23 protein-coding genes are annotated in these 24,953 nt (G+C 63.8%); 17 read left to right on the forward strand and 6 right to left on the reverse strand.

Annotated features, from left to right (window positions below):
• The first annotated feature begins 8 nt into the window (after nucleotides 1-8).
• The 12 genes from ABFK29_RS23205 to ABFK29_RS23260 all read left to right on the forward strand — a co-directional run bounded on the left by ABFK29_RS23205 (nucleotide 9) and on the right by ABFK29_RS23260 (nucleotide 12,681).
• Nucleotides 9-1,061, forward strand: coding sequence for a TRAP transporter substrate-binding protein (locus tag ABFK29_RS23205; protein WP_005859579.1), 1,053 nt, complete (start codon nucleotides 9-11; stop codon nucleotides 1,059-1,061).
• Between the two features lie 76 nt (nucleotides 1,062-1,137).
• Nucleotides 1,138-1,707 (forward strand): TRAP transporter small permease subunit, encoded by a 570-nt coding sequence (locus ABFK29_RS23210; protein ID WP_005859578.1) that lies wholly within the window; start codon nucleotides 1,138-1,140, stop codon nucleotides 1,705-1,707.
• Complete coding sequence (locus tag ABFK29_RS23215) at nucleotides 1,698-2,972, forward strand: TRAP transporter large permease (protein WP_005859577.1); 1,275 nt, start codon at nucleotides 1,698-1,700, stop codon at nucleotides 2,970-2,972. Before ABFK29_RS23210 ends, ABFK29_RS23215 begins: the two co-directional genes overlap by 10 nt.
• A gap of 94 nt (nucleotides 2,973-3,066) precedes the next feature.
• Nucleotides 3,067-3,744 carry a GntR family transcriptional regulator gene (locus ABFK29_RS23220; protein WP_269725297.1) on the forward strand — a complete coding sequence of 226 codons (678 nt, stop codon included), beginning with the start codon at nucleotides 3,067-3,069 and terminating at the stop codon, nucleotides 3,742-3,744.
• 231 nt (nucleotides 3,745-3,975) lie between these two features.
• Nucleotides 3,976-4,971: a TRAP transporter substrate-binding protein gene (locus ABFK29_RS23225; RefSeq protein ID WP_040604622.1), complete on the forward strand. Its 996-nt coding sequence runs from the start codon at nucleotides 3,976-3,978 to the stop codon at nucleotides 4,969-4,971.
• A 3-nt stretch (nucleotides 4,972-4,974) separates the two neighbouring features.
• Nucleotides 4,975-5,517, forward strand: coding sequence for a TRAP transporter small permease (locus tag ABFK29_RS23230; RefSeq protein ID WP_005859566.1), 543 nt, complete (start codon nucleotides 4,975-4,977; stop codon nucleotides 5,515-5,517).
• Nucleotides 5,510-6,811, forward strand: a complete 1,302-nt coding sequence (locus ABFK29_RS23235; RefSeq protein WP_005859564.1) for a TRAP transporter large permease — start codon at nucleotides 5,510-5,512, stop codon at nucleotides 6,809-6,811. The genes ABFK29_RS23230 and ABFK29_RS23235 overlap by 8 nt, the downstream gene beginning before the upstream one ends.
• Nucleotides 6,808-8,076: a M20/M25/M40 family metallo-hydrolase gene (locus tag ABFK29_RS23240; RefSeq protein ID WP_005859558.1), complete on the forward strand. Its 1,269-nt coding sequence runs from the start codon at nucleotides 6,808-6,810 to the stop codon at nucleotides 8,074-8,076. Before ABFK29_RS23235 ends, ABFK29_RS23240 begins: the two co-directional genes overlap by 4 nt.
• Before the next feature lie 119 nt (nucleotides 8,077-8,195).
• On the forward strand, nucleotides 8,196-9,611 hold the full coding sequence (locus tag ABFK29_RS23245) for an aspartate ammonia-lyase (protein WP_005859556.1): 1,416 nt from the start codon (nucleotides 8,196-8,198) through the stop codon (nucleotides 9,609-9,611).
• 144 nt (nucleotides 9,612-9,755) lie between these two features.
• Nucleotides 9,756-10,715: an IS481 family transposase gene (locus tag ABFK29_RS23250; RefSeq protein ID WP_005859554.1), complete on the forward strand. Its 960-nt coding sequence runs from the start codon at nucleotides 9,756-9,758 to the stop codon at nucleotides 10,713-10,715.
• Nucleotides 10,716-10,778: 63 nt separating this feature from the next.
• A complete protein-coding gene (locus tag ABFK29_RS23255) occupies nucleotides 10,779-11,498 on the forward strand; it encodes an IS5 family transposase (RefSeq protein ID WP_005859553.1) in 720 nt (239 codons plus the stop codon).
• Between the two features lie 151 nt (nucleotides 11,499-11,649).
• Nucleotides 11,650-12,681 carry an IS110 family transposase gene (locus ABFK29_RS23260; RefSeq protein WP_005859550.1) on the forward strand — a complete coding sequence of 344 codons (1,032 nt, stop codon included), beginning with the start codon at nucleotides 11,650-11,652 and terminating at the stop codon, nucleotides 12,679-12,681.
• Between the two features lie 365 nt (nucleotides 12,682-13,046).
• Here the strand turns inward: ABFK29_RS23260 and ABFK29_RS23265 are convergent, their stop codons facing one another.
• The 6 genes from ABFK29_RS23265 to ABFK29_RS23290 form a co-directional block, all read right to left on the reverse strand.
• Nucleotides 13,047-13,925 (reverse strand): ribokinase, encoded by an 879-nt coding sequence (locus ABFK29_RS23265; RefSeq protein WP_040604621.1) that lies wholly within the window; start codon nucleotides 13,923-13,925, stop codon nucleotides 13,047-13,049.
• A gap of 76 nt (nucleotides 13,926-14,001) precedes the next feature.
• Nucleotides 14,002-15,291: an amidase gene (locus tag ABFK29_RS23270; protein ID WP_005859545.1), complete on the reverse strand. Its 1,290-nt coding sequence runs from the start codon at nucleotides 15,289-15,291 to the stop codon at nucleotides 14,002-14,004.
• 30 nt (nucleotides 15,292-15,321) lie between these two features.
• Nucleotides 15,322-16,059: an amino acid ABC transporter ATP-binding protein gene (locus tag ABFK29_RS23275; RefSeq protein WP_005859543.1), complete on the reverse strand. Its 738-nt coding sequence runs from the start codon at nucleotides 16,057-16,059 to the stop codon at nucleotides 15,322-15,324.
• Nucleotides 16,046-16,696, reverse strand: coding sequence for an amino acid ABC transporter permease (locus tag ABFK29_RS23280; protein ID WP_005859540.1), 651 nt, complete (start codon nucleotides 16,694-16,696; stop codon nucleotides 16,046-16,048). The genes ABFK29_RS23275 and ABFK29_RS23280 overlap by 14 nt, the downstream gene beginning before the upstream one ends.
• A complete protein-coding gene (locus tag ABFK29_RS23285; RefSeq protein WP_005859538.1) occupies nucleotides 16,693-17,352 on the reverse strand; it encodes an amino acid ABC transporter permease in 660 nt (219 codons plus the stop codon). Before ABFK29_RS23285 ends, ABFK29_RS23280 begins: the two co-directional genes overlap by 4 nt.
• 43 nt (nucleotides 17,353-17,395) lie before the next feature.
• A complete protein-coding gene (locus ABFK29_RS23290; RefSeq protein WP_005859536.1) occupies nucleotides 17,396-18,184 on the reverse strand; it encodes a transporter substrate-binding domain-containing protein in 789 nt (262 codons plus the stop codon).
• A 1,165-nt stretch (nucleotides 18,185-19,349) separates the two neighbouring features.
• On the opposite strand from ABFK29_RS23290, the gene hydA reads away from it, so the two are divergent.
• The 5 genes from hydA (at nucleotide 19,350) to ABFK29_RS23315 (ending at nucleotide 24,950) form a co-directional block, all read left to right on the forward strand.
• On the forward strand, nucleotides 19,350-20,801 hold the full coding sequence (gene hydA, locus ABFK29_RS23295) for a dihydropyrimidinase (protein ID WP_005859534.1): 1,452 nt from the start codon (nucleotides 19,350-19,352) through the stop codon (nucleotides 20,799-20,801).
• 65 nt (nucleotides 20,802-20,866) lie between these two features.
• Nucleotides 20,867-22,144, forward strand: coding sequence for an ABC transporter substrate-binding protein (locus ABFK29_RS23300; protein WP_005859532.1), 1,278 nt, complete (start codon nucleotides 20,867-20,869; stop codon nucleotides 22,142-22,144).
• 64 nt (nucleotides 22,145-22,208) lie between these two features.
• A complete protein-coding gene (locus tag ABFK29_RS23305) occupies nucleotides 22,209-23,228 on the forward strand; it encodes an ABC transporter ATP-binding protein (protein ID WP_005859530.1) in 1,020 nt (339 codons plus the stop codon).
• A gap of 1 nt (nucleotide 23,229) precedes the next feature.
• Nucleotides 23,230-24,111 (forward strand): ABC transporter permease, encoded by an 882-nt coding sequence (locus tag ABFK29_RS23310; RefSeq protein ID WP_005859521.1) that lies wholly within the window; start codon nucleotides 23,230-23,232, stop codon nucleotides 24,109-24,111.
• A complete protein-coding gene (locus ABFK29_RS23315) occupies nucleotides 24,108-24,950 on the forward strand; it encodes an ABC transporter permease (protein ID WP_050772424.1) in 843 nt (280 codons plus the stop codon). The genes ABFK29_RS23310 and ABFK29_RS23315 overlap by 4 nt, the downstream gene beginning before the upstream one ends.
• Nucleotides 24,951-24,953: the final 3 nt, after the last annotated feature.

Raw genomic sequence — 24,953 nt, forward strand, 5'->3', positions numbered from 1 at the left:
ACACCGATATGACACTCAATACATACAGCCGAAGCCTTCCGGCCGCGATCCTGGCGGGCGCCCTGACAGTGACCGCGGGACTGGCCGGGGCGCAGGACGCCACGCTGAACCTGAACGTGCAGGGCGGCTGGTCCAGCGCGGGGTATTACAAGGATTTCGAGGTGCCCTTCTGGACAGAACGCCTGCCCGAGGTCAGCGGCGGGCGCATCGGGGCCAGCATCACCAGCCTCGATGCCTCCAGCCTGAAGGGCTCTGAAGTGTTCCGGCTGATGCGGATGGGCGTGATCGACTTCGGGACATCCGCGCTCGGCTATGTCGCCGGGGACGATCCGGTGAACGAGGGGCCCGACCTTGCCGGTGTTGCGCTGGACATCGAGACCGAGCGCAAGGTGCTCGAGGCCTACCGCCCCGAGCTTGTAAGGCTCTACACCGAGAAATACGGCATTCGCCCGCTGTTCTTCTACCCCGCCGAAGCGCAGGTCTTCTGGTGCAACGCGCCGGTGACCGGACTGGCCGATCTGGAGGGGCTGAAGGTGCGCACCGGCAATCGCACCGTGGCGGACTTCGTCTCGGCGGCGGGGGCGACCACCGTCACCATGCCCTTCGGCGAAGTGGTGACCTCGTTGCAGCGCGGAGTGATCGACTGTGCAGTCACTGGGACCTTCTCTGGCAATGCCGCGGGATGGGCCGAAACCGCAACGCATCTCTACCCGCTTGTCATGGGCTGGAGCCCCTTCATGTACGGCGCGAACCAGCGCGTCTGGGACGCGTTGCCCGAGGACGTCCGGGCCCTGCTCACCGAGGAATTCGACCGTTTCGAGGATGAGCTTTGGGTCGCCGCCGCTCGGCGCAACGAAGAAGGACTGAACTGTTCGACCGGCGGGTCCTGCACCTTCGGCAAGCCCTTCGACATGACGCTGGTCCCGGTGACGCCCGAAGACGACGCGCGCCGGGGCGAGATCGTGCGCGAGGTGGTGTTGCCGGCGTTCAGGGATCGCTGCGGCGCGGCCTGCTTTGACGAATGGCAGGCCCGGGTCGGGGCCTTTGTCGATCCGTCCTGAGCCGAGAGGACCTTGGCGCCGCGCCGGGATCGGTGAAACACCGACCCGTAAAACTCGAAAGCAGAGGATCGGTCCAATGATTTTTTTGAGGAAGCTGTCCCGGCTGTCGGTCAGGATCGCGGGGGGCTGCGTTCTGCTCTGCGCGGCAGCCATCGGGATCGAGGTCGTCATGCGCAGGCTTTTCGGCCTCTCGCTTGGCGGGGTGGACGAGATCTCGTCCTATGTCTTCGCCACCGGCGTGGCCTGGTCCCTGGCGTTCACGCTGCTGGAGCGCGCCCATATCCGCATTGACCTGCTGTATGAGCAAATGCCTGCACGGGCCCGCTTCGCGGCGGATCTTCTTGGATTGCTGTCTCTGCTCGTCGTGTCGGTGGTCCTGCTGCAACAGGCGGCCCAGGTCGCATGCACGTCGTGGATTTTCGGCACCCGGTCCAACACGCCGCTGGGTGTGGCCCTGTGGGTGCCACAGCTGATCTGGGTGGCGGGGCTTTTGTTTTTCACCCTGTGCCAGCTGGCGCTTCTTATCGCCCTTCTTCGACTGGCACGGGCCGGGCGCATCGCGCACAGCGGCCACCTGACCGGGATCCGCACCCATTCCGAGGAAACCGAGGACTACATGTCGCAAAGGAATACAGAATGCCAGTAGTCGCCATCGGATTGCTTCTTCTGCTGATCCTGCTGGCGGTGCCAGTGGGCGCGGTGCTGGGCCTGCTGGGGCTGGTCCTGGACCAGGTCTTTACGCCCATGCCGATGTGGCGCGCGATCGGAGAGATCTCTTGGGGCGCCTCGACCGAGTTCACGCTCATGGCGATCCCGCTCTACATCCTTCTGGGCGAGATCTTCCTGCGTTCGGGCATCGCCAGCGATATGTATGAGGCCCTGCGCAAGTGGCTGGTCTGGCTGCCGGGTGGTCTGATGCACGCCAATATCGCCGCCAGCACGCTGTTCGCCGCCACCTCGGGGTCAAGCGTTGCGACTGCGGCCACCATCGGCACTGTCGCACTGCCGCAACAGAAGAAATACGGTTATGGCGAACGCATGTTTCTTGGCTCGATTGCTGCGGGCGGTACGCTTGGTATCTTGATCCCGCCCTCGATCAACATGATCATCTACGGAGTGCTGACCAACACATCTATTCCGCAGCTTTATCTTGCGGCGCTGTTGCCCGGGCTGGTCCTGGCCACGATTTTCATGATGACCATCATAGCCGGAGCCGGCCTGACCCGGTCGGGCCGCGTGGCCGAACGCTTCAGCTGGACCGAGAAACGGGCGGCGCTGAGACACCTGCTGCCGCCTGGGGCGATCTTTGTGGTCATCATGGGGTCAATCTACGCGGGCATCGCCACCCCGACAGAGGCCGCGGGGCTCGGGGTGCTGGCCGCCCTGGTGCTGGCATGGTCGCGGCGAAGGCTGAATGCCGTGCTGCTGATGGCCGCCTTCGAGAACACGATGCGTACCACGGGCATGATCATGCTGATCGTGATGCTGGCCTACTTCCTCAATTTCGTGCTGACCGGGCTGGGTTTGTCGCAGGTGATTGCCGACCTGTTGAACGGGGCCGATCTGTCGCCCCTGCAAACCATCCTTCTCGTGATCGCCTTCTACCTCGTGCTGGGCTGTGTCATGGAAACCCTGTCGATGATGATCGCGACCCTGCCGATCGTTGCGCCGATCGTCTTTGCAGCGGGCTATGATCCGGTGTGGTTCGGTGTCGTGATGATGATGCTGGTCGAACTGGCGATGATCACACCGCCCATCGGGGTGAACCTTTACGTTGTGCAGGGGGTGCGGACATCGGGCAGCATCCGTGATGTCATCCTCGGTTCAATGCCGTTTGTGCTGGCGATCCTTGCGATGATCCTGTTTCTGGTCGCCATGCCCGATGTCGTGACAATGTTCGCGGGGGGATAGAATGATGATTGTGGAAGGCAAGGCAGGAAAAGGCGTTAAGGCGATGGCAAAGATCTCGGCAGCCGGGGCGGGGGCAGAGGACACCGGCGGCCCGATGTCTCTTGGAGAGAAGGTCTATGCCGAGATGAAGGCCGCCATCATAGTGGGCGACTTCCGGCAGGGCGCCATCTTCAACGAGGCGGATCTCGCCGCGCGGTTTTCCGTCAGCACCTCGCCTGTGAAAGAAGCGCTGTCACGGCTGCGGCAGGACGGGCTTGTCCGGGTGATCGGCCGACGCGGTTATGCGGTCACGGAACTGACGCTTCAGGACTTCCACGACCTGATCGAGATCCGCATCGTGCTGGAATGTGCCGCCTGCGAGCTGGCGGCGCCCCGGGTCACCGACGAGCATGTTGCGCAGATGAGCGCGCTGTCCTCGGTCGAGATCGATCTATCGGACAGCCAGAGCCGCCGCGCTTTCACCCGGGCCAATCAGGACTTTCACGAGCTGATCCCCGCGATCGCGGGGAATGTTCGCATACTGAGAGCGATTCAGCAGAATTTCGTCGATATGCAGCGGGCGCTTTTCGTGGACATCGCCCGTGGTGATGAGGTCGGGCTTGTCCACGACCATGATGAGATCATCGGATCGCTCGCGCGCCGCGATCCCCGTGGGGCGAGAGACGCGATGTATCGCCATATCATTCAGGCCCGGGACCGGGTGATTGACCGGATGATGCGGCGGCACAGCAGTTTACAGCATATGTCCCTGACGCCCAAAGAGCAGGGCTGACCCCGCGCGGACCGGTTCGCGGAAATCTGGACGCACCAAAGACACCAGAAACCCACCCTGAAAGGGGCTGGGTCCGGTCCCATTTATACAATTGATAATAAAAAAATAATTGCGCACTGCCAGCATAAGAGACTTGCTCTCAATCCCAGTGCCTGACTAATATTTCTTATAAACATTAATTGAACGACTCGCGTAAAGCACGCGGCCGTTACAAACCGACAGGAGGTCTCCATGACATTCGTATCTTCTCTGACCCGCCGCCGTTTGCTGGCCGGCCTTACCCTGGCCGCAGGTCTTTCAACCGTGGCGCCCGCTGCCGCCGATACCCGGATGCTGATGGCCTCTGGCTATCCGGAAGACAACTTCATGACAGTCAATATCCGCATGTTCCTCGACGAGATCACCGAAACCGCGGAGATCGCCATCGATTTGAAGCCGAATGGCGCGCTCATTCCGCTCAACTCGATCAAGGGCGCGGTACAGAAGGGGCAAGTCCAGCTGGGCGAGGTGCGCCTTGGTGTCCATGCGAACGAGGAACCGATGCTGGACCTTGCAGGCGTGCCCTTTGTGGCGCCTGACTATCCGACGGTCTGGCTGCTGAAAGACATGCAGAAGGATTACGTTTCGGACTGGTTCGACAGTCAGGGGCTGGTGCTGCTCTACCAGGCACCTTGGCCGGGGGCGGGGTTCTATACCAAAGGGCCTATGGACTCGTTAGAGGCCATTCAGGGAAAACGCCTGCGTATCCCCAACACGCCGATCCAATCCATGGGCAACCTGATGGGCTACAACGCCGTGTTGCTGCCATTTGCCGAGGTGCCACAGGCGTTTTCAACCGGGCTGATCGACGCGATGTTTACCAGCCCGCAGACCGGTATCGATATTCAGGCCTGGGATCATACCGATCATTTCACCTATGTCGGCGCCTCGCTGGCCACCAATGCCGTCTTCATGAACCGCCGGGCCTTCGACGCGCTGACGCCCGATCAGCAGACCACTGTCCGCACCGCCGCCGCCCGTGCTGAACTGCGGGGATGGGAGATGAGCGCCGCGGCCACCGAGGCGCAGATCGTGACCCTGCGCGAACAGGGCATGACCATCGGCACGTTGCCCGAGGACATCGCCGCAAAGCTGGACGAGATTGCGCCGCAGCTTGTGCAGGACTGGCTGAAGATCGCCTCGCCAGAGGCGGCAGAGGTCTACCAGCGCTATCAGGCGCTGCGCTGACCCATGCATCCGGAAGCAGACCCAAACCTCGCAGGGCCGGAACGGCCGGGCCTGCGCAGAACGCTCGACCGGCTGTACGAGGCGGGCGGAATGCTCGCGGCGCTTGCCATTCTTGGGATGCTGGTGGCGATCCTGGCCCAGATGGGGTTGCGGCTGATCGCGGTGCCTTTCGATGCCACAGCGCTGTCGGGCTACCTGCTTGCCGCCGCGACCTTCCTTGGTCTGGCACATACGCAAAGGGCAGGTGCGCACATCCGCGTGCGCATGCTGATCGACCGGCTGCCCCAGGCTGCGCGCCCCCCGGCGGACCGGCTGGCGCTGGCGCTGTTCCTCGGCCTTGCATTGTATGCGACATGCTGGGCGGTAGAGCTGGTGCGCTTCGCATGGATCTACAACGAGGTGAGCGAGGGGCTGCTCGCGATCCCGCTCTGGGTTCCGAAGACGGCGCTGGCGCTGGGGCTGGCGCTGCTGTCGGTATCGCTTGCGGATGCGCTGTTCACCGGGGCACCGGACACTCAGGACAACACGGAGAGCCACGATGGCTGAAACGCTGATTTACGGTCTGTCGGTCTTTTCCGTCATCGTTGCCCTGCTGGCCGGGGGCCTGTGGGTCGCGCCGGCCCTGATCGCCGGAGGCTGTCTGGCGCTTTACGCGCTGACCGGCGTGCCGGTCGGCTCGCTGCTGGCGTCCAGCATCTGGGACGCCAGTCACCATTGGCCGCTGACTGCCCTGCCGCTGTTCGTCTGGATGGGCGAGATCCTGTTCCGAAGCCGACTGTCCTCGGATCTCTACCAAGGGCTTGCGCCGATGCTGGGACGGCTGCCGGGCGGATTGCTGCATGTCAATGTCGTGGGCTGCGGCGTGATGGCGTCGATCACGGGCTCGAGTGCCGTCACCGCCGCGACCATCGGCCGGATGAGCCTGCCAGAGCTCGATCGGCAGGGTTACGATCAACGGCTGGCCATCGGGTCGCTGGCGGGATCGGGTACGCTGGGCCTGCTCATCCCGCCATCGATCATGATGATCGTCTATGGCGTTCTGACCCAGCAGAGCATCGCGCGCCTGTTCATCGCCGGTCTGCTGCCGGGCCTGATGCTGATGCTGCTGTTTGCCGGATACATCGCGGCGCGGGCGATCCTGTCCCCCGAAGCCGCGCCGCGCCTTCCGGAAAGGATCTCCCTCTGGGCGAAACTCTGGACGATGCGCAGGCTGGGGCCGGTCTTCGCCCTGATGGGGCTGGTGATCGGCGCGATCTACGGCGGCGTCGCCACCCCCACAGAGGCGGCAACGCTGGGCGTTCTGGGCGCACTCGCCATATCGGCGGCCTATCGCACCCTGAACTGGCACTCCTTCCGCGACGCGCTCGGCGCGGCGGTGCGGACCTCGTGCATGATTACCTTTATCCTGTGCAGCGCCGCTTTCCTCTCGGTCGCGCTCGGCTTTGCCGGGGTACCCTCGGCCCTGTCCGGCGCCATCGCCGGTTGGGACCTCTCTCCCTACGCGCTGCTGCTGGTTCTGACCGGGTTGTACTTGTTTCTCGGCTGCTTCCTTGAAGGCGCCTCGATGATGGTGCTGACCCTGCCCATCGTGCAGCCTCTGGTCGAGGCAGCGGGCTTCGACATGATCTGGTTCGGAATCTTCCTCATCATCTGCATCGAGATGGCCCAGATCACGCCGCCGGTCGGCATGAATCTCTTTGTTCTGCAGGGGATGACGGGACGCAGCCTGCCACTGATCTTCCGGTCGAGCCTGCCCTTCTTTGTCCTGATGCTGGTGGCGCTGATACTTATTAGTCTTGTGCCGGGCATCGTGCTCTGGCCGGTCGGAGGGCTGACATGACGCTCGCAAAGTCCACACTCAGCGACGCGGCTGCGCTGCGACATCTGAAGGCGTTGGTCGCGCAGCCCTCTGTTTTCACCGCGTCCGACTACACCCGCATCACAGATTACTGCGAAACCGTGCTCCGGCGGACCGGGGCGAGATGCCACCGGATCGCCAGTGCCCGGCCCGGGCGCGCCGGACTCTTCGTCAGCCTCGGGCCCGAGGGTCCTGGCGGGGTTATGCTCTCCGGGCATCTCGATGTCGTGCCGGTCGATGGGCAGCCGTGGGCCGGCGACCCCTTCAGCCTGTCGCTTCGGGACGGGCGCGCCTATGGCCGCGGCGCGGCCGACATGAAGGGGTTTGTCGCCTGTGCGCTGGCGGCCTTCGAGGCGGCAGCCGGAACCACGCTGGCGGCGCCGCTGAAGCTGGTCCTGTCTTTCGACGAGGAAGCGGGCTGCCTTGGAATCGCGGAGATGCTGCCGCATCTGGTTCCGTCCATCGGGCTTGCCGACCTGTGCATCGTCGGGGAACCGACGGAGATGAAGCTGGTAACAGGGCACAAGGGCAAGGCCTCCTACCGTGTCGACTGCCATGGCGGCTCGGGTCATTCCGCTCTGTCCCCGACCCTGCCGAGCGCCCTGCACATGGCGGCGGATATCATTGGGATCCTGCGGCGGATCCAAACGGAACTGACGTCGGCAGAGAGCCCCGCACCCGGCTATGCGGTGCCCTGCTCGACACTGCATGCGGGGGTGCTCTCTGGTGGTGTGGCGCTGAACATGGTGCCCGAACGCGCAACGCTGGAATGTGAGATTCGGTATCTTCCGCAAAGCGGGTTGGACGACACGGAAGGGCGGCTGCTGGGCGGGATCGCGGCACTGGCAGACCGCAACCGCGAAGACTTCGCCCGCGACGACATCGGGATCGAGGTGACCCGGACAAGCCATTATCCCGGGCTCGATACCGCCCTATCCGTTGCGCTGCGGGATTATCTGTTGCGTCTGGGCGGGGAGAGCGTGGCCGGTGCTGTCGATTTCGGGACGGAAGCCGGATATCTGGCCGAACTCGGGATGCCGGTGGTGATCTGTGGGCCGGGCCGCATTGCACAGGCGCATCAGCCGGACGAATTCGTGGCGCTGGACCAGCTCTCGAAGTGCTCGGCCATGCTGGACCGGCTGGTCGACAGCCTGGCCGCCGGTCCCCCCCGACATCCGCGGAGCGCCGTGACCCCGCGCGGCGCCCCGGGCGGCCGTTGGTGGCCCGGCGCCGCGCGCATTCTCTGAATATTGCCAACACAGGCGGCCTGCCGGTGACGCGCATGGCCTGCGAAACACGCCCCAGCCTGACCCGGCGTTTTGCGCGATCCAAACCAGGCCGCCCCCACCCAACGGAGACCGCCCTCATGGTACACAACCACCGCGACGAGATGGATAGTATCGGCACATGGGCCGTGCCCGTCGATGCGCTTTACGGTATTCAGACAGCCCGGGCGCTGGACAATTTCAACCTGTCCGACGTCCGTCTGAAGGACTTTCCCGAGATCGTCGTTGCGCTGGTCATGGTCAAGAAGGCTGCGGCCCTTGCCAATGCCGAGCTGGGGGCGATTTCCGTCCGGGCTTCGGCGGCAATCGTCGCCGCCTGCAACGAGATCATCGCGGGCCGCCATCACGACGCCTTCGCGGTGGACATGATTCAGGGCGGCGCTGGCACCTCGACCAACATGAATGCCAACGAGGTGATCGCCAATCTTGCGGCGCTGACGCTGGGCCGACGCCCAGGGGATTACCGCGACATTCACCCCAACGACACCGTGAACCGCTCACAGTCCACCAATGACGTCTATCCCACGGCCATGCGGCTTGCGGTGCTCAGCCAATGCGCGCCTCTTGTGACCGCACTAGAGGGGCTGTGCCGGTCCTTTGATCGCAAGGCCGTGGTGTTTTCCGGAATACGGAAGGTGGGGCGTACGCAGCTACAGGACGCGGTCCCGATCACGCTGGGCGAAGAGTTCGCGGCTTTTTCGGCGGCGATCCGGAACGACATCCGGCGGCTGACCCAGATTTCCGAGGTCCTGCGCGAGGTGAACCTTGGGGGCACGGCTGTCGGCACCGGCGTGAATGCGCCCCGGGGTTATCAGGCGCTGGCGGTGTCCAAGCTTTCCGCGATCTTCGGCACGCCGCTGACTGCCCACGCAGACCTGCTGGCGGCCTCTTACGATCAAGGCGCCTTTGTCACCTATTCGGGCATACTGAAGCGGGTTGCGGTCAAGCTTTCGAAGATCAGCAACGACCTCCGGCTGCTCAGCAGCGGCCCGCTTGCGGGGATCGGCGAGATCCGCCTGCCGCCAGTCCAGGCCGGATCGTCTATCATGCCGGGCAAGGTCAACCCGGTCATTCCCGAGGCGGTGAATCAGGTCGCATACGAGGTGATCGGCCGGGATGTCACCGTGACCATGGCGGCGGAAGCCGGGCAGTTGCAGCTGAACGCGATGGAGCCGGTGATGGTCTACAGCATCCTGCAATCCACGCGGCTGCTGACGCGCGCTGTAAGGATGCTGGACGAGAAATGCGTGGCAGGCATCGAGGCGGATCGGGGGCGCTGCGCCGAGTTGCTGGACAAGAGCATGGCCATGGCCGCATCGCTGGTTCCGGTCATCGGGTACGACAAGGCCGCCCGAGCCGCCAAGCTTGCGCTGGCACAGGGCATCTCGTTGCGTGAGGCAGTCCTGCGCGAGGGGTTTCCGCAAACGTCAGAGCTTGAGGAACTCTTGCCCGCGCCGATCGGCAAGCCGGTTCTGCAACCGCTGGATCAGTCTTAACGTGACTGGCGCCGAATCTGTGCTGGCAAAAACCATCTCCCGCGACGGGAGTGCACTGCAATGACTTACGAGCAAACCGTTCCTTAGGTGTTTGATCCCACGGTTTGATGGTGTGATCCTTTCGAAGGAATGGAAGGATGCCCTATGGGACAAGTTCGTCACGGAAGCGCCACGACCACGCACGCCGTCAGAGCAGCAATACAGCGATCGCAAGCTTCGCTCGCGACGTTGAGCCGGGAGCTCGGGATCAATCCCAAGACGGTTGCGAAGTGGCGTAAACGGCAGACGGTCGATGATCGTAAGACCGGGCCAACGGAGCCTCGTTCGACGGTCCTCACCGAGGCTGAGGAGGCGGCCATCGTCGCGTTTCGACGCCACACGCTGCTGCCGCTTGATGACTGCCTCTATGCCCTTCAGCCGTCCATCCCGCACCTGACGCGCTCAGCGCTGCACCGGTGTCTACAGCGGCATGGCATCTCGCGCCTGCCTGACGTCAAGGGCGACAAGCCGAAGCGGTCGAAGTTCAAACGCTACCCGATCGGCTTCTTCCACGTCGACATCGCCGAAGTGCAGACTGCCGAAGGAAAGCTCTTCCTGTTCGTTGGCATCGACCGCACGAGCAAGTTTGCCGTGACCCAGCTCGTCGAGAAGGCGGACACAAGGACGCCCTGGGAGTTCCTGCAACACATGCTCGAAGCCGTGCCATATCAGGTCCACACCGTCCTCACTGACAACGGCATTCAGTTCGCCGAGCAGCCTCGGAACCGGAATACCGCGTATTCACGGCCGATGCGCTTTGACATGATCTGCGAGGCAAACGGGATCGAGCACCGGCTAACCAAGCCCAACCATCCTTGGACCAACGGACAGGTCGAACGGATGAACCGCACGATCAAGGAGGCGACCGTCAAACGGTACCATTACGACAGCCACGACCAGCTGCGCACGCACCTCGCAGACTTCATGGCAGCTTACAACTTCGCGCCCCGCCTCAAGACCATCAACGGGCTCACACCATACGAATACATCTGCAAGATATGGACATCAGAGCCAGACAGATTCATCCTCGATCCGATCCACCAGATGCCGGGACTGAACACTTAGGGTCAGGACCCATTGATTTACGCTTGGCGGCGTGATTCACGGCTCAAGAACCGGGCGGTGAACATGTCTGATCTTTTCTGGCTGACGGATGCGCAGATGGCGCGCCTTGAGCCCTTCTTTCCAAAGCCACACGGCAAGCCACGCGTCGATGATCGGCGCGTGTTGAGCGGGATTATCTTCATCAACCTCAATGGGTTACGGTGGCGCGACGCCCCTTCGGCCTATGGCCCACACAAAACGCTCAATAACCGTTGGAAGCGGTGGAGCAACAGGGACGTCTTCGCCAGGATGATGGCGGGTCTGGCTGCCGAGCATGGCGAACGGAAGACCGTGATGATCGATGCAACCTATCTCAAGGCCCACCGAACGGCGACCAGCATGGGCGTGAAAAAAGGGGGGCGTGGCCGCCTGATCGGACGCACCAAGGGCGGAATGAACACCAAGCTGCATGCCATCTGCGACAGCCTGGGCCGACCGCTCAATCTGTTCGTCACGGCAGGTCAGGTCAGCGACTACATCGGCGCATGGGCATTGCTGAGCAGCCTGCCGGACGTGGACTGGCTGCTCGGGGACCGTGGATATGACGCCGATTGGGTCAGAGAAGCGTTGCAAGACAAAGGGATACGCGCATGTATCCCAGGCCGAAATCAGCGCAAGAAAACCGTCAAGTACGACAAGCGCCGATACAAACGGCGCAACCGGATCGAGATCATGTTCGGCAGGCTCAAGGACTGGAGGAGGGTTGCAACCCGTTATGACCGCGGCCCACAAACCTTCTTCTGAGCAATCCCACTCGCTGCGACCGTAATCTTCTGGCTTTGAGAGAGAACGAGATGCCGTAACGGGGCCTGCGTCGCGACCCGCCCGTTACCGTTGCAAAATCGAGGGCAAGCTGGCGCCATTCCCGTATCGGATTCACTGGGAGGGCTACGAGATGAAGCTGTTTGTCGGACTGGATGTGTCACTGGAGAAGACCGCGATCTGCGTGATCAGCGAGCATGGGAAGATCTTGAAGGAGGCGCAGGTGGCGAGCGAGCCAGAGCCGCTGTTGCGCTGGATCAACAATCAGGACGGCGCAATCGCTGCCGTCGGGCTGGAGGCTGGTCCCTTATCACAGTGGCTGCATCGCGGGTTATCAGAGGCAGGACAACCTGTTGTGCTGATGGAAACTCGACAGGTCAAAGGAGCCTTGAAGGCCATGCCCATCAAGACGGACCGGCGTGATGCAGAAGGTATCGCGCGTCTGCTGCACCTCGGCTGGTTCGGACCGGTTCACTGCAAATCAGTCTCCGCACAAGAGGTTCGCGCTGTGCTCAGCGCCCGGAAGGCCGTGCAACAAGGGTTCATCACACTGGAGATGTCGCTGCGGGGGCTACTTCGGAACTTCGGCCTCAAGATCGGCACCATTTCACGCGGCCGGTTCGAACAGCGTATCCGCGAACTGGCGGCAGGTAATCCGATGCTGGAAGCGGCAACCGAACACATGCTAAGCGCGCGGTCGGCGCTGCGGCGAGACTTGGCGGGCCTTGAACGCCACGTCCGGCAACTCGCGCAGGAAGATCCGGTCTGCCGCCGGTTGATGTCGATGCCCGGGATCGGCGCTGTCGTGGCCTTGACCTATCGATCTGCGGTCGATGATCCCGCCCGGTTCACTTCCTCGAAGAAGGTAGGGCCGTGGGTTGGCCTGACGCCGTCGCGAAACCAGTCGGGAGAGCGCGACATCTCGGGTGGAATTACCAATGCGGGTGACGTCATTCTCCGCCGTGCCCTGTGCCAGGCGGCAACCGTGATGATGCATCGCGGGCAGGCGACATGGCTGCGAACATGGGCCGCGAAGATCGCGCGCCGACGTGGTTCCAAGCGCGCGATGGTTGCACTGGCCCGGCGCATCGCCGTGATCCTGCACCGCATGTGGAAAGATGACACCGACTTCCGCTTCGACATTCCGGGGCTTCATACTGGCTGAAGATACAGGCTCCAGACTGCTGCCCGTCTAATCGCGGGCCTTCGAGGTCCCCACGGGACGCGGTTCCGGTGATGCCGTGCTCAGGACTGATGCCGATCGTATCGAGCACGCCTATGAGATGGGCACATCGGAATTGCATTGAACCAGCATCATGTTGGCAGCCATCGCGCTGACCACGGACCGAAGCATGCACCCGGGTCGATCTCAGACGAAGGCTATCGAGAAGGTAAGCAGATCAAGTGTACAAGACACAAAACCGCGGTTTGGCGGCGCGTCCCGCATGCGCAAAAACCGCTTGACTGGAACGTCCCCGTTACCGAAGTCCTGAGCCTAATGCGACAGTCCCGCGCTTTTCGAAGGACTCGTTACACGAGCATTCGCGCCAACTCCGCGCCCGTGGGAAACGCTCCGACGGTGCCGGGGCGCGCGACGGTGTGGGCCGCTGCTCGTGATGCGTGTTCGAGCGCTTTGGGATCAAGGCCAGTTCCGCGCAACATGGCGGAGCCCAGTGAGACAGCCATGAAGCAATCGCCGGCTCCCGTCGTGTCGACCACAGCGCAGGGCACTCCCGGCACAGCGCGATGCCCCGCCGCATCAATCAACGCCGCGCCGCGGCCGCCGAGCGTGAGCACCACCTGGGCGACGCCCTCGGCCCGCAGATGGTCGACGCCGCCCAGGGCCTGTGCCTCGCCCTCGTTGACGAAGACCATGTCCAGCAGCGTCCAGAGATCCTGAAAATGCTCCTGCAGCGGCGACGGGTTCATCGCGGTGCGCATTCCCCGGGTCCGGGCCTCGCACAAGAGCGCGGCGGTGGTTTCGCCCGAAAGGTTGCCTTGGAGGACCAAGAGGTCTCCGGGCCCTGCAGTGTCCAGCGCGGATCGCGCCAGATCCGGACACAGGCCGGCAGCGGCCTCGCGGGTGGTGATGACCGCGTTCTCGCCCTCATCGGCCATCAGGATGATCGAGAAATCGCTGGGCACCTCGGCCAGTTCCATCAGCCGCGCCTCTAACGGCTCTGCCGCGAGGCGCCGCGCGATCTCCTGTCCTCTCGCATCGGCTCCCACTGCGGCGGTGAACCGGCAGGTCAGCCCGGTGCGGGCCAAGACGATGGCCTGATTGGCACCCTTGCCACCAAGGTCCCGCGACAGGGCGGTGCCAAAGATGGACGCTCCGGGAGCGGGGAAATCGGCGACCGAAAGGGTTTCGTCCAGTGCCACGTTTCCAACGACGAATGATTTGACCAAAGACGCCTCTCGACATGAAGGTTATTCGGATGTGGGTTGCGGGACGACACGCGGTCGCCCCACTGCAGCGGGCGGCTCAGCGCGCGAAGTGGTGCATCTGCCAGTCGGCGACCGCCAGCACCCCGGCATCATTGCCCGGCGCGCCAACAACCTGCACGCCGATCGGCGCGCTGACCTCATCCGCCAGCAACGGCACGGCGCAGCACGGCAGACCGAGCAGGCTCCAAGTGCGGTTGAAAGCCGGATTGCCGGTGCCGTCCTCGAACCGCGGCGCGGACCCACAGGCGGCGGGAGTCACCCAGACCGCCGCCGGGTCGAGCTCGGTCAGCGCGCGGGAGCGGAGGCGTTGCAGGTCCATGCGGTCAGCGTGGCGCTGCGATGGTGTCACCGTCAGCCCCTCCTCGATCTGCCCGTGCAGGCCCGGCGACATGGCGTCGGGCGCGGTGTTCAACTCATGCGCCAGCGCCTCGGCCGACTCCCAGACCATCAGCCGCGCATGCAACGCCGGCACAGCGTCGAGCGCCGCGACAAGACCGGGCGGCAGCGCGTCGCGGGTGTCGGCAGCGCTAGCAAGCGCAGCCTCGAAGCTCTCCCATGCGGGCAGGAGCGTGGGCTCTGCCTCGGGCCACGCCACCGAGCGGAAAATGCCAATGGGACAGGGCGCTTGCGCCGTGGTGGCGAGCGGCAGCGCGAGCCCGCTCAGCGCCTCGATCCCCAGCCCGATGTCCGGCACGTTGCATGCGAAAAGCCCGACGGTGTCGAGTCTGCGTGCAAGGGCCGTGACCCCGAAGCTGTCGATGGTGTCGAAGGAAGTCTTGAAGCCGACCTCGCCGCAGAAGGACGCCGGGCGGACGATCGAGCCCGAGGTCTGCGCGCCAAGCGCCAGCGGCACCAGCCCCGCCGCGACCGCGGCCGCCGATCCGGAGGATGAGCCGCCGGGTGAGCGGTCCGTGGCGGTTGGGTTGCGCGTCCGGCTGGCTTTGTAGCTGGCAAACTCGGTGGTCACGGTCTTGCCGAGCACCACCGCCCCGGCCCGCCGGGCCAGCGCCACCGCCGGTGCGTCGAACCCCGCGATCCGGTCTTTCCAGATCGGTGAGCCCGCAGTCCATGCCAGCCCGTCCACGGCGAAGATGTCCTTCACTCCCAGCGGGACGCCATGCAGCAGCCCGCGACCCGCCCCGGCATCAAGCGCGCGGGCCTGCGCCCGGGCGCCATCGGCATCCACCTGCACAAAGGCGCGCAGCCACGGCTCGGCCTCGGCGATCTGCGCCAACCGGTGTTCGGTGACCTGCACGGCGGTCAGCCGCCCGGCGGCGATGGCGTCGCGGGTGTCCCGCGCCCCGAGGGGCATGCTGTTCAGTGTCATGGCAGAGTCCGAGCTGGTGCGGCGGGGAGTTTAAGATGCGGCGGGCAAATGGCCGAGGAATTGCTTCAGCTCCGGCGTCTTTGGCGCTTCGAAAAGCTCATCCGGGGCGCCAATCTCATGGATGCGCCCTTGGTGCATGAAGGCCACCCGGTCGCAGACCTCGCGCGCGAAGCGCATCTCATGGGTCACCATGATCAGCGTCATCCCCGAGGTTGCGAGAGCGCGCACGACGCCCAGCACTTCCTGCACCAATTCAGGATCTAGCGCTGAGGTGATTTCGTCGCAGAGTAGCGCCTTCGGCGACATGGCCAGCGCGCGGGCAATGGCGACACGCTGCTGTTGTCCGCCTGACAGGTTGCGCGGATAGGCATCGAAGCGCTCGCCCAGTCCGACCTTGCTGAGCATCTCGCGGGCGACCTGCTCTGCCTCGTCGCGCGGGACACCCTTCACGACCTGCTGCGCGAGCATGACATTGCGCCCGGCCGTGAGGTGGGGGAAGAGTTCGAACTGCTGGAAGATCATGCCGATCTGCTGGCGCATCTTGCGCAGCCCGGCGGCGCTGTAGTGCAGATCCTCGCCCAGGATGCGGACCCGGCCGGAATTGATCTGCTCAAGCCCGTTGAGGCAGCGCAAAAAGGTACTCTTGCCCGAGCCGCTGCGCCCGATCAGCGCCACGACCTCGCCCTGCAGCACCGACAGTTCGATGCCCTTGAGCACTTCGGTTTCACCGTAGGATTTGCGGAGATGTTCGACGTCAATGAGAGACACTGTATTTTTCCTCGATCCGCCGCGCAGCGATCGACACCGGCCAGCACAGCAGAAAATAGATGATGGCAACGAAGCCGTAGACCTTGAACGGCTGAAAGGTGGTGTTGGCGATGGCGTTCCCGGCCTGGAACAACTCGACGTAACCGATGATCGCAGTCACCGCCGTGGCCTTCATGATGTCGACCAGAAAGCCGACCGTCGGGCCGATGGCGAGGCTGAAGGCCTGCGGCAGCACCACGTAACGCATCTGCTCGACGTAGCTCATCGCAAGACTGGACGAAGCCTCCCATTGCCCGCGCGGCACCGCCGCGACGCAGCCGCGCCATATCTCGCTGAGGAAGGCCGCGCTCCAGGCGATCAGCGCAATCGCCGCTGCGGCCCAGGCGGGCAAAAGCACGCCGAGATAGGCGATACCGAAGAACAGCAGGTAGAGCTGCATCAGCAGCGGCGTGCCCTGAAAGAAGGTGACATAAAGCGCGAGGATACGTTGCATCAGCCGGTTCGACGACATACCCATCATCAGCAGCACCAGTGCGAGCAGGCCACCACCGATGGCGCCCACGACGAACAGCACCAGCGTGTAGCGCGTCGCCAGCAACAGCGACGTGATGATCTGGGGATCGGTGTAACTGATCATGAGTTAAGCCCCCGCGCGACGACCCGTTCGCCGAATGTCATCAGGCTGCGGCGCAGCCCGAAAGAAATCAGCAGGAACAACAGGCTCGAGAAAAAGAAGGTTTCGAACGAGCGGAAGTTCCGCGTCTCGATGAAGGTGGTTGCCCAGGTCAGTTCTTCGACCGCAATAAGCGAGACCACCGCCGAGTCGAGCAGGGCCATCGTCGCCAGCGAGCAGAGCGCCGGCCAGACCCTTGCAAGCGCCGGGACCAGTTGCACATGGTAGAAGGCCTGTGCACCGTTGAAGCCGAGGCTCAGTGCCGCTTCGGTCTGTCCGGGCGGCGTCGCGCGCAGACCTGACTCGACGATTTTCGTGCCGAAAGCCGCGACCATCAGGCACAAAGAGGCGACTGCGGCGCCATACGGATCGAGACCAATGCCGAACCGTGGCAGCGCGAAGAAAATGAAGAACAGGTGGATCATGTAGGGCGTGTTGCGGAAGACCTCGACATAGGCGTTGATCGGCCACCGGCCCCGGCGCGGGCCAGAGGCAAGCGCCCAGCCAAGCAGGATGGACAAGGGGGCCGCCACCACGATGGCCAGAAGCGTCAAGGCGATTGTCCGAGCGGCACCCAGAACAAGGATGTCCCAATAGTCGATTATCCAATCAAATGGCATCGCGGGCTTTCTCTTCCAACGTAAACGTGGTGGCGGTCGGGCTTCAGAAGCCCTCGGGCAGGTCGGTCTTCATCCAGCGGACGGAGATCTCGTTCAGGCGGCCATCGGCCTTCACCTCGGCGATGAAACCGTTGAGGTAATCCAGCATCTGCGTGTCGCCTTCGCGCACGCCGATGTAGCAGGGCGAGCTATTGATCAGGAACTTCGGAACGATCTCACGCGGCAGGTTCGGGTTTTCCATCAGAGCGGCAGCGGTGACGTTGCCGGTGGCAAAGAAATCCACGGCGCCGGCGAAATAGGCGCTGAATCCGCTCGCGCCGCTTTCGAACCGGGTGATCGTCACGTCGTCACCGGTCTTCGCGCTCAGTTCGAGATCCTCGATAGTGCCGGTGGTAACACCCACGGAATACCCTTTGAGATCTTCGGGGCCATTGACCTCGATGTCGGCCGGACCGAAGACGCCGTTGTAGAACGGCGCGTATTGGTCGGAGAAGTCGATGACCTTGTCGCGCTCTTCGTTCTTGCCGAAGCTGGAGATGACGATGTCGACCCGTCCGCTGGTGAGCAGCGGCACACGGTTGCTGCCCACGGCGTTGGTGATCTCGAGCGCGACGCCGAGGTCGTCGGCGATCAGTTGCGCCATCTCAACGTCATAACCGACAAGACCGCCGTCCGGGGCCTTCATGCCGAAGGGCGGGCTATCGGACGGAACGCCGACGCGGATCGTACCGCGCTCGCGGATCTCGTCGAGTGTGCCAGCTTGCACGGCGAATGCGGCAAGGCTTGCTGCGCAGGCCAGCAGGGTAGAGCGGATCAGGGAAAGGGGAGTCATCTGGTGTCACCTCCGTGGACGTCTGCCGTATCGTTTCGTGTCGGACGCGGGCCTGACAGTCGGCCCTGCGTCGCCAGCCAGACAATCCCGATGCCGCGCTGGTGATCCAGCGCTGGGGCTGTCCGGCGCCCCGATGTGACGCAAGTTTAAGCATCCAAGGCACCCCAAATGACAAAAAGTCCTAATTGTTATGCTTTGTAGTAACAAAATGGCATCACATTTCAGGCCCTTTGAGAATCCATCGCGCTTTCCTGCTGCCTCTAGTCCTGCCGTCGCCCTTCCGTCCAGTCCCCCCTACCCGCTCAAATCAACGGAACTGATCCCGTCCCCCAACGCAAAGGGACCAGTTTACTACGGTGCGCCGTGTCCGCTTTGGGCACATGCCCGGGGACGGTCTGCACGCGTGAAGGCAGAGATCCGGCCCGAGTGCAGTCAGTTTCCGTGCAGCCTCCGATCTGGGCCAGTCGCGAGTCGCATGACCTTTGCAACCGTCGAAGCGCTGGCGGCATGGCTGCGTGGCCCCGGTGTCCAAAATGATCGGCATGTGGATCGGCCTCTGATCGGCAGGGCGATCACAACTGAGAATGGCTTTGAGATGCGCGTTCCCACAATCCTCCATACCCCCGCGCTCCGGTGCGGCAGCCTCTGGCGATGGAAGCGGCAGCGCGATCCGTCGCATCGGCACACCGATGTATTGCGCACCGCGTCGCGCAACGCGCCGCGTTCGACGCGCCGTCCGCAGTTCGGGGGCGGGCACGATAATTCCTCGGGAAAGGGGTCCCCCCCCGACAGCCGGCCCCAAACCCCCAGTTCGCGGTCGGCTACAGGTCGCCAAAGCCACTTCGCGCCAACCGCCTCGATCCCGACCTGTGCGACAGCGAAGCAAGGGTCGTCCGGGTGCTGTGAGCCCCCCAAAAAGAACGCCCACTGTCTTCATGTGCAGCAACGACCTGCCGACTCCGGCGAAGCAGGCCGCGATTCTTTGCCTGGGTGGTACCGAAGACCGCCCGCTGATCTTCCGGGCACGCCAATCGAGGTAAACAGCGACTCATTTGCATGCATTTTGAGCATGTAAGAGCAAATATACAGTTTGACATGACATTTAGATACAAATGAAGATGTCTTTTGAGTATCATGACCGCGGTAAGACAAGAAGGACCCCACCATGCCCACGCCGATCCCGCTCGATCTCGCTATCCGAAATGCCACCGTCGCCACCAGTCAGGGCGTGGCCCGCATGGACATCGGCGTGGCCGGGGGCCGTATCTTGCAGCTTGGCGTGGTCGGCCCGGCAGAGGAAGAGGTCGATGCGACGGGGCTGATCGCGACGCCCGGCGGCGTCGATACGCATTGTCACCTCGACCAGGTCGAGCCCGGCATGGGCAACGGCGCAGAATCGCTGGCCACCGGGGGCCGCTCGGCATTGGCGGGGGGCACGACCTCTGCGGTCTCTTTCCTTGCGCAGATCCCCGATCACAGCCTGTCGGCGGTCTTCGACGAGAGCATGCGCCGTGGCGAGGCCGCCCGCATCGATTACTCCTTCCACCAGATCATCACCGAGGCCACGCCCGAGATCATGGCCGAGGTGCCGCAGATCATCGAGCGCGGCATCCGCAGCCTCAAGGCATTCCTGACCTACGACGACGCCCGGCTGAACGATGCAGAGTTCCTCGAGGTGCTGGAGACGGCGCGGCGCAGCGGCGCCATGGTCGCCGTGCATTGCGAGAACTATCACGCAATCGCTTGGCTGACGAAGAAGCTGCTGGCGGACGGCCGGTCCTCGCCCAAGTACCACGCCTGGTCGCGACCCAAGGTGGTCGAGCGCGAGGCCACCTACCGCGCCATATGCCTGGCTGAACTGGTCGGCACGCCGATCCAGATCTTTCACGTCTCCTGCGCTGAGGTCGCCGAAGAAATCGCGCGGGCGCAGGCGCGCGGTGTGAAAGTATGGGGCGAGACTTGCCCGCAATATCTCGTGTTGAGCGAGACAGACATGGACCGTCCCGGGCTGGAGGGGGCGGGCTTCATGTGCAGCCCCTCCCCGCGCGCGGTGGAGGATCAGGCCGGACTATGGAATATGATCCGGCGCGGGGTGATCGACGTGATCTCCTCGGACCACTCCGCCTTCAACCTCGAAGGGCCGCAGGGCAAGAAGTCCGGTGGGCCGGACACGCCTTTCAGCAAGATCCCCAACGGCGTTCCGGGCGTGGGCGCACGGATGCCGCTGGTCTTTTCAGAAGGGGTGTCCAAGGGGCGGATCACGCTGGATCATTTCGTCCGCCTGACCGCCACCAATCCGGCAAAGCTTTATGGTCTGGCGCCGCGCAAGGGCGACATCTCCATCGGGTTCGATGCGGACATCGTGCTGTGGGATGCCGAACGCGAGGTGACGCTAGACTCGGCCCTCATGCAACACGCGGTCGATTACAGCCCCTACGAGGGACTCACCGTCAAGGGATGGCCGGTTGCCACCTACCTGCGCGGCACCCTCGCAATGCGCGACGGCGCTGTGCTGGCCCCCGAGGGCGCCGGCATGTTCCTGCCGCGCGACAGATATCCGCTGGGTGCCCCTGCGGACAACGTACCCAACGGGTTCAAGGCCGCCGAGATTCCCTGATCCGGTGGCCAAACAGCCGGCAATGACCGGTACGCTATCACCCCTTTCCCAACAGGAGACTAACGATGACGATGTCAAATGCACGCGCCGGCTGGACCCGACGCAATTTCCTAAAGACGTCCGGCACTGCGCTGGCGGCCACCGCCCTTCCGGCCCCGATGGTCTGGGCGCAGAACATCAAGGACGTAGTCCTGCGGACGACCTCGACAGGAACCGCGGCCGCGAATGCCGTTGCTGCGAAAGCGAAGGAAGACATCGGCGTGACCATCCAGTTCACCGCACTGGACACCGATTCCGTCAACAACCGCGTCGTGACCCAGCCCGACAGCTACGAGATCGCCGACATCGAGTACTTCAGCTGCCGGAAAGTCTTCCCGACCGGGGTCCTGCAGCCGATGGATACCAAGCGGATCAAGTACTACGACGAGATCGTGCCGCTGTTCAAAACCGGCAAACTGACCCCCGACAGCCAGATCGCGCAGGGCACCGCGCCGCACACCGTGGGTTTTGTCGAGGGGCCGGACTCCACCACCTTCGCCGATAGCGAAACCGAGTGGATGACGCTGATCCCGACCACCTACAACGCCGATACGCTGGGCATCCGCACCGACATGATCGACCGCGAGATCACCAGCTGGGCCGACATCATGGACCCCGAGTTCAAGGGCCGCGCGGCGCTGGTGAACATCCCCTCGATCGGCATCATGGATGCGGCGATGATCCTCGAGGCGCAGGGCGTGCTGACCTATGGCGACAAGGGCAACATGACGCGCGACGAGATCGACCAGACCGTCGAGTTCCTGATCAAGGCCAAGCGCGACGGCCAATTCCGCGCGCTGTGGAAGAGCTTTGACGAGAGCGTCAACCTGATGACGTCGGGCGAGGTGGTGATCCAGTCCATGTGGTCGCCTGCCGTGGCCGCCGTGCGCTCTCAGGGGATCCCCTGCGTGTACCAGCCGCTCAAGGAAGGGTATCGCGCCTGGGGTGGCGGCATGGGTCTGGCCCGCGGTCTGGACGGCCTGCAGAAGGATGCGGCCTATGAGTACATCAACTGGTATCTGTCGGGCTGGGCCGGCGCCTACCTGAACCGCGAGGGCTATTACAGCGGCGTGCTGTCGACCGCCAAGCAGTACATGACCGAGAACGAGTGGGGCTTCTGGATGGAAGGCAAGCCCGCCACCGCTCCGATCGTCAGCCCGGAAGGCGTGAAGATGGAAGACGTGGGCGCGGTGCGCGACGGCGGCTCTTTCGAAGAGCGCATGGGCAACGTGGCCTGCTGGAACTCGACCATGGACGAAGACCGCTACATGGTCATGAAGTGGAACGAATTCGTCGCCGCATGATCCGTCCGGGGCCGTCACCCCTGCGGCGCCGGCCCCGATTCCCTTTCGAAACCCAGACACCAGGATGCGCATGCCCCAGAAGGATGTAGAGCTCGTCGGGCTGACCAAACGGTTCGGCTCGTCGGTTGCCGTGAACACCATCGACCTCCAGATCGCCGAAGCCAGCTATTGCTGTCTTCTCGGCCCTTCGGGCTGCGGAAAATCCACCACCCTGCGGATGATCGCGGGCCACGAGGAAGCCACCAGCGGCGACATCCTCGTGCGGGACAAACGGGTGACGCAGCTGCCGCCGTCGCGGCGCGGCACCGCCATGATGTTCCAGAGCTACGCGCTGTTCCCGCATCTGAATGCGCGCGACAATGTGGCCTTCAGCCTGCAGATGCGCGGCGTCGGCAAGGCCGAGCGCCATGCCAAGGCGCATGAGCTTCTGGAACTGGTGGAGATGACCGGCTATCTTGACCGGCGTCCGCACGAGTTGTCCGGCGGGCAGCAGCAGCGCGTGGCACTGGCGCGGGCCCTGGTCAACGAGCCATCGGTGCTGTTGCTGGATGAGCCGCTGTCGGCGCTGGACCCGTTCCTGCGGATTCGCATGCGCGAGGAGCTGAAGCGGATCCAGCGCGATCTGGGCATCACCTTTATCCACGTGACCCACAGCCAGGACGAAGCGCTGGCCCTGGGCGATCAGGTTGTCGTCATGCAGGACGGCGAGATCCGCCAGAGCGGGACCGCCCGCGCAGTCTACGAGACGCCGCAGAACGAGTTTGTCGCGCGCTTCATCGGTGGCCACAACATCCTGTCGTCGGACCGGGGCCCGGTGTCTGTGCGCGCCGACCACATGGCAATCGCCCCCGCTGACCAGGGCGGCCCTGCCGATCAGCGCAGCCTGCACGGCACCGTGGGGGCCGTGGAATACCAGGGCAGCCGCGTGCGCATCACCGTCGACGAGGGCCGTGGCAGCGACCGCCGCCACGTTGTGGAGCTGGGGGACCGCGACTACTTCGCGGCGCCGGTTTCTGCCGGGGCGCCGGTCAACGTCAGCTGGACGGCCGCCGACGAGCATCCGCTGCAGACGGTGGGGGTATAAGATGCAGGCGTCATCCTCGACCTCTTTGCACAGCCGGTTCGACCGGCTTTTGCCCTATCTCCAGATCGCGCCGCTGGCGCTGGTCTTGTTCGTCTTCCTGCTGATCCCGCTGGGTCTGATCGTCGTGGTCAGCTTCTGGGACTACGACAGCTTCCGCGTCATCCCCGCCTTCGTGACCTTCAACTACGCCGAGATGCTGTCCTCTCCCACCATCTGGCGCACGATGTGGAGCACGGTGCAGTTCACCCTGCTGACGCTGGCGATCACCGGGGCCATCGGGTTTTTGGTGGCCTATTACATCGCCTTCTACGTCCGCTCGCCGCTGATGAAGACGATCTTCTTCATGGCCTGCACCATCCCCTTTCTGACCTCGAACATCATCCGCATGATCTCCTGGGTGCCGTTCCTGGGGCGCAATGGGCTGATCAATTCCATGCTGATGGACATCGGCCTGATCGCCGAGCCGCTGGATTTCCTCCTGTACTCGCGCTTTGCCGTGGTGCTGGTCTACGTCTACCTCTTCACGCTTTTCATGGTGACGCCGCTGTTCAACGCCATGGCGCGCATCGACCGCAGCGTGATCGAGGCCGCCGTGGACGCCGGTGCATCTCCCCTGCAGATCATGTTCCGCGTGGTGGCGCCGCTGACCAAAACCGGCTTCGCGATCGGGGCCGTCTTTATCATCACGCTGGTGATGGGCGATTTCGTCACCGTACGACTGATGGGCGGCGGACAAAGCGCGTCGACCGGGCTGCTCATCACCAACCAGATCTCGCTGCTGCAATATCCGGCCGCCTGCGCCAACGCCGTGCTGCTGCTGGTCGTCGTAATGATCGCCATCGGTGGCATCCTGCGCAACGTCGACATCCGGAGAGCGATATGATCCGTCACAGCCCCCTGTCCCGAGTCCTTCAGGTCATCATGTGGCTTTTCCTGCTGTTCCTCTACGGGCCGACGCTGACCATCCTGATCCTGTCCTTCCAGGGGCCGATGGGCGGTCTGACCTTCCCCCTGAAAGACCCGTCGCTGCATTGGTTCGCCTCGCTCTTCGAGGTCCAGCGCGTGGGTGACTTCGGCGGCTCGCTGAAGCGTTCGCTGATCCTTGCCGTGCTGGTCATGTTCGTGAACGTGCTGATCGCGGTGCCTGCCGGCATGGCCCTGCGCAAGGGGTTCCGGGGCAGTCGCGCGATCTTCTGGCTGACCATCGCCAGCCTGATCGTGCCGTCGATCCTGGTCAGCCTGGGCGTCGGGCTTCTGTTCAGCCAGACCGGGTTGGGCACCAAGTGGTACACGAGCGCCTTCGGTGCGCACCTGACCTGGACGCTGCCCTTCGGTGTGCTGATCATGATCGGCGTTTTTGCCCGCCTCAATCCCGCCTACGAAGAGGCGGCGGTCGATGCCGGGGCGACGCGGTGGCAGACCTTCCGGCATGTGACCTTTCCGATCATCCTGCCAAACGTGGTCGGCGTGATGCTCTTCGGTTTCTCGCTGTCCTACGACGAGATGCCGCGCACCGTGCTCGCAGGCGGGGCCTACAACACCCTGCCGCTGGAAATCTACGCCATGACCAACAACGTCACCACGCCCGTGCTTTATGCGCTGGGGTCGCTGACGACGCTGGTGTCCTTCCTCGTGATCGCTCTTGCGCTCACGCTGATGACCCTCGCCCGCCGCCGCACCGGTGGCGGCGCTGCCCTCAGAAAACCGAAACAGGAGTCCTAATCC

Source organism: Sagittula stellata E-37, assembly GCF_039724765.1.
Lineage (GTDB): Bacteria > Pseudomonadota > Alphaproteobacteria > Rhodobacterales > Rhodobacteraceae > Sagittula > Sagittula stellata.

Excerpts from the sequence above, each read along its gene's own strand:
- ABFK29_RS23315 (WP_050772424.1), top strand. The coding sequence starts at position 24,108 with ATGATCCGTCACAGCCCCCTGTCCCGAGTCCTTCAGGTCATCATGTGG.
- ABFK29_RS23300 (WP_005859532.1), top strand. The coding sequence starts at position 20,867 with ATGACGATGTCAAATGCACGCGCCGGCTGGACCCGACGCAATTTCCTA.
- ABFK29_RS23310 (WP_005859521.1), top strand. The coding sequence starts at position 23,230 with ATGCAGGCGTCATCCTCGACCTCTTTGCACAGCCGGTTCGACCGGCTT.
- ABFK29_RS23225 (WP_040604622.1), top strand. The coding sequence starts at position 3,976 with ATGACATTCGTATCTTCTCTGACCCGCCGCCGTTTGCTGGCCGGCCTT.
- ABFK29_RS23240 (WP_005859558.1), top strand. The coding sequence starts at position 6,808 with ATGACGCTCGCAAAGTCCACACTCAGCGACGCGGCTGCGCTGCGACAT.
- ABFK29_RS23285 (WP_005859538.1), bottom strand. The coding sequence starts at position 17,352 with ATGCCATTTGATTGGATAATCGACTATTGGGACATCCTTGTTCTGGGT.
- ABFK29_RS23280 (WP_005859540.1), bottom strand. The coding sequence starts at position 16,696 with ATGATCAGTTACACCGATCCCCAGATCATCACGTCGCTGTTGCTGGCG.
- ABFK29_RS23235 (WP_005859564.1), top strand. The coding sequence starts at position 5,510 with ATGGCTGAAACGCTGATTTACGGTCTGTCGGTCTTTTCCGTCATCGTT.
- ABFK29_RS23290 (WP_005859536.1), bottom strand. The coding sequence starts at position 18,184 with ATGACTCCCCTTTCCCTGATCCGCTCTACCCTGCTGGCCTGCGCAGCA.
- ABFK29_RS23250 (WP_005859554.1), top strand. The coding sequence starts at position 9,756 with ATGGGACAAGTTCGTCACGGAAGCGCCACGACCACGCACGCCGTCAGA.
- ABFK29_RS23210 (WP_005859578.1), top strand. The coding sequence starts at position 1,138 with ATGATTTTTTTGAGGAAGCTGTCCCGGCTGTCGGTCAGGATCGCGGGG.
- ABFK29_RS23245 (WP_005859556.1), top strand. The coding sequence starts at position 8,196 with ATGGTACACAACCACCGCGACGAGATGGATAGTATCGGCACATGGGCC.
- ABFK29_RS23220 (WP_269725297.1), top strand. The coding sequence starts at position 3,067 with ATGTCTCTTGGAGAGAAGGTCTATGCCGAGATGAAGGCCGCCATCATA.
- ABFK29_RS23255 (WP_005859553.1), top strand. The coding sequence starts at position 10,779 with ATGTCTGATCTTTTCTGGCTGACGGATGCGCAGATGGCGCGCCTTGAG.
- ABFK29_RS23230 (WP_005859566.1), top strand. The coding sequence starts at position 4,975 with ATGCATCCGGAAGCAGACCCAAACCTCGCAGGGCCGGAACGGCCGGGC.
- ABFK29_RS23270 (WP_005859545.1), bottom strand. The coding sequence starts at position 15,291 with ATGACACTGAACAGCATGCCCCTCGGGGCGCGGGACACCCGCGACGCC.
- ABFK29_RS23205 (WP_005859579.1), top strand. The coding sequence starts at position 9 with ATGACACTCAATACATACAGCCGAAGCCTTCCGGCCGCGATCCTGGCG.
- ABFK29_RS23215 (WP_005859577.1), top strand. The coding sequence starts at position 1,698 with ATGCCAGTAGTCGCCATCGGATTGCTTCTTCTGCTGATCCTGCTGGCG.
- ABFK29_RS23305 (WP_005859530.1), top strand. The coding sequence starts at position 22,209 with ATGCGCATGCCCCAGAAGGATGTAGAGCTCGTCGGGCTGACCAAACGG.
- hydA (WP_005859534.1), top strand. The coding sequence starts at position 19,350 with ATGCCCACGCCGATCCCGCTCGATCTCGCTATCCGAAATGCCACCGTC.
- ABFK29_RS23260 (WP_005859550.1), top strand. The coding sequence starts at position 11,650 with ATGAAGCTGTTTGTCGGACTGGATGTGTCACTGGAGAAGACCGCGATC.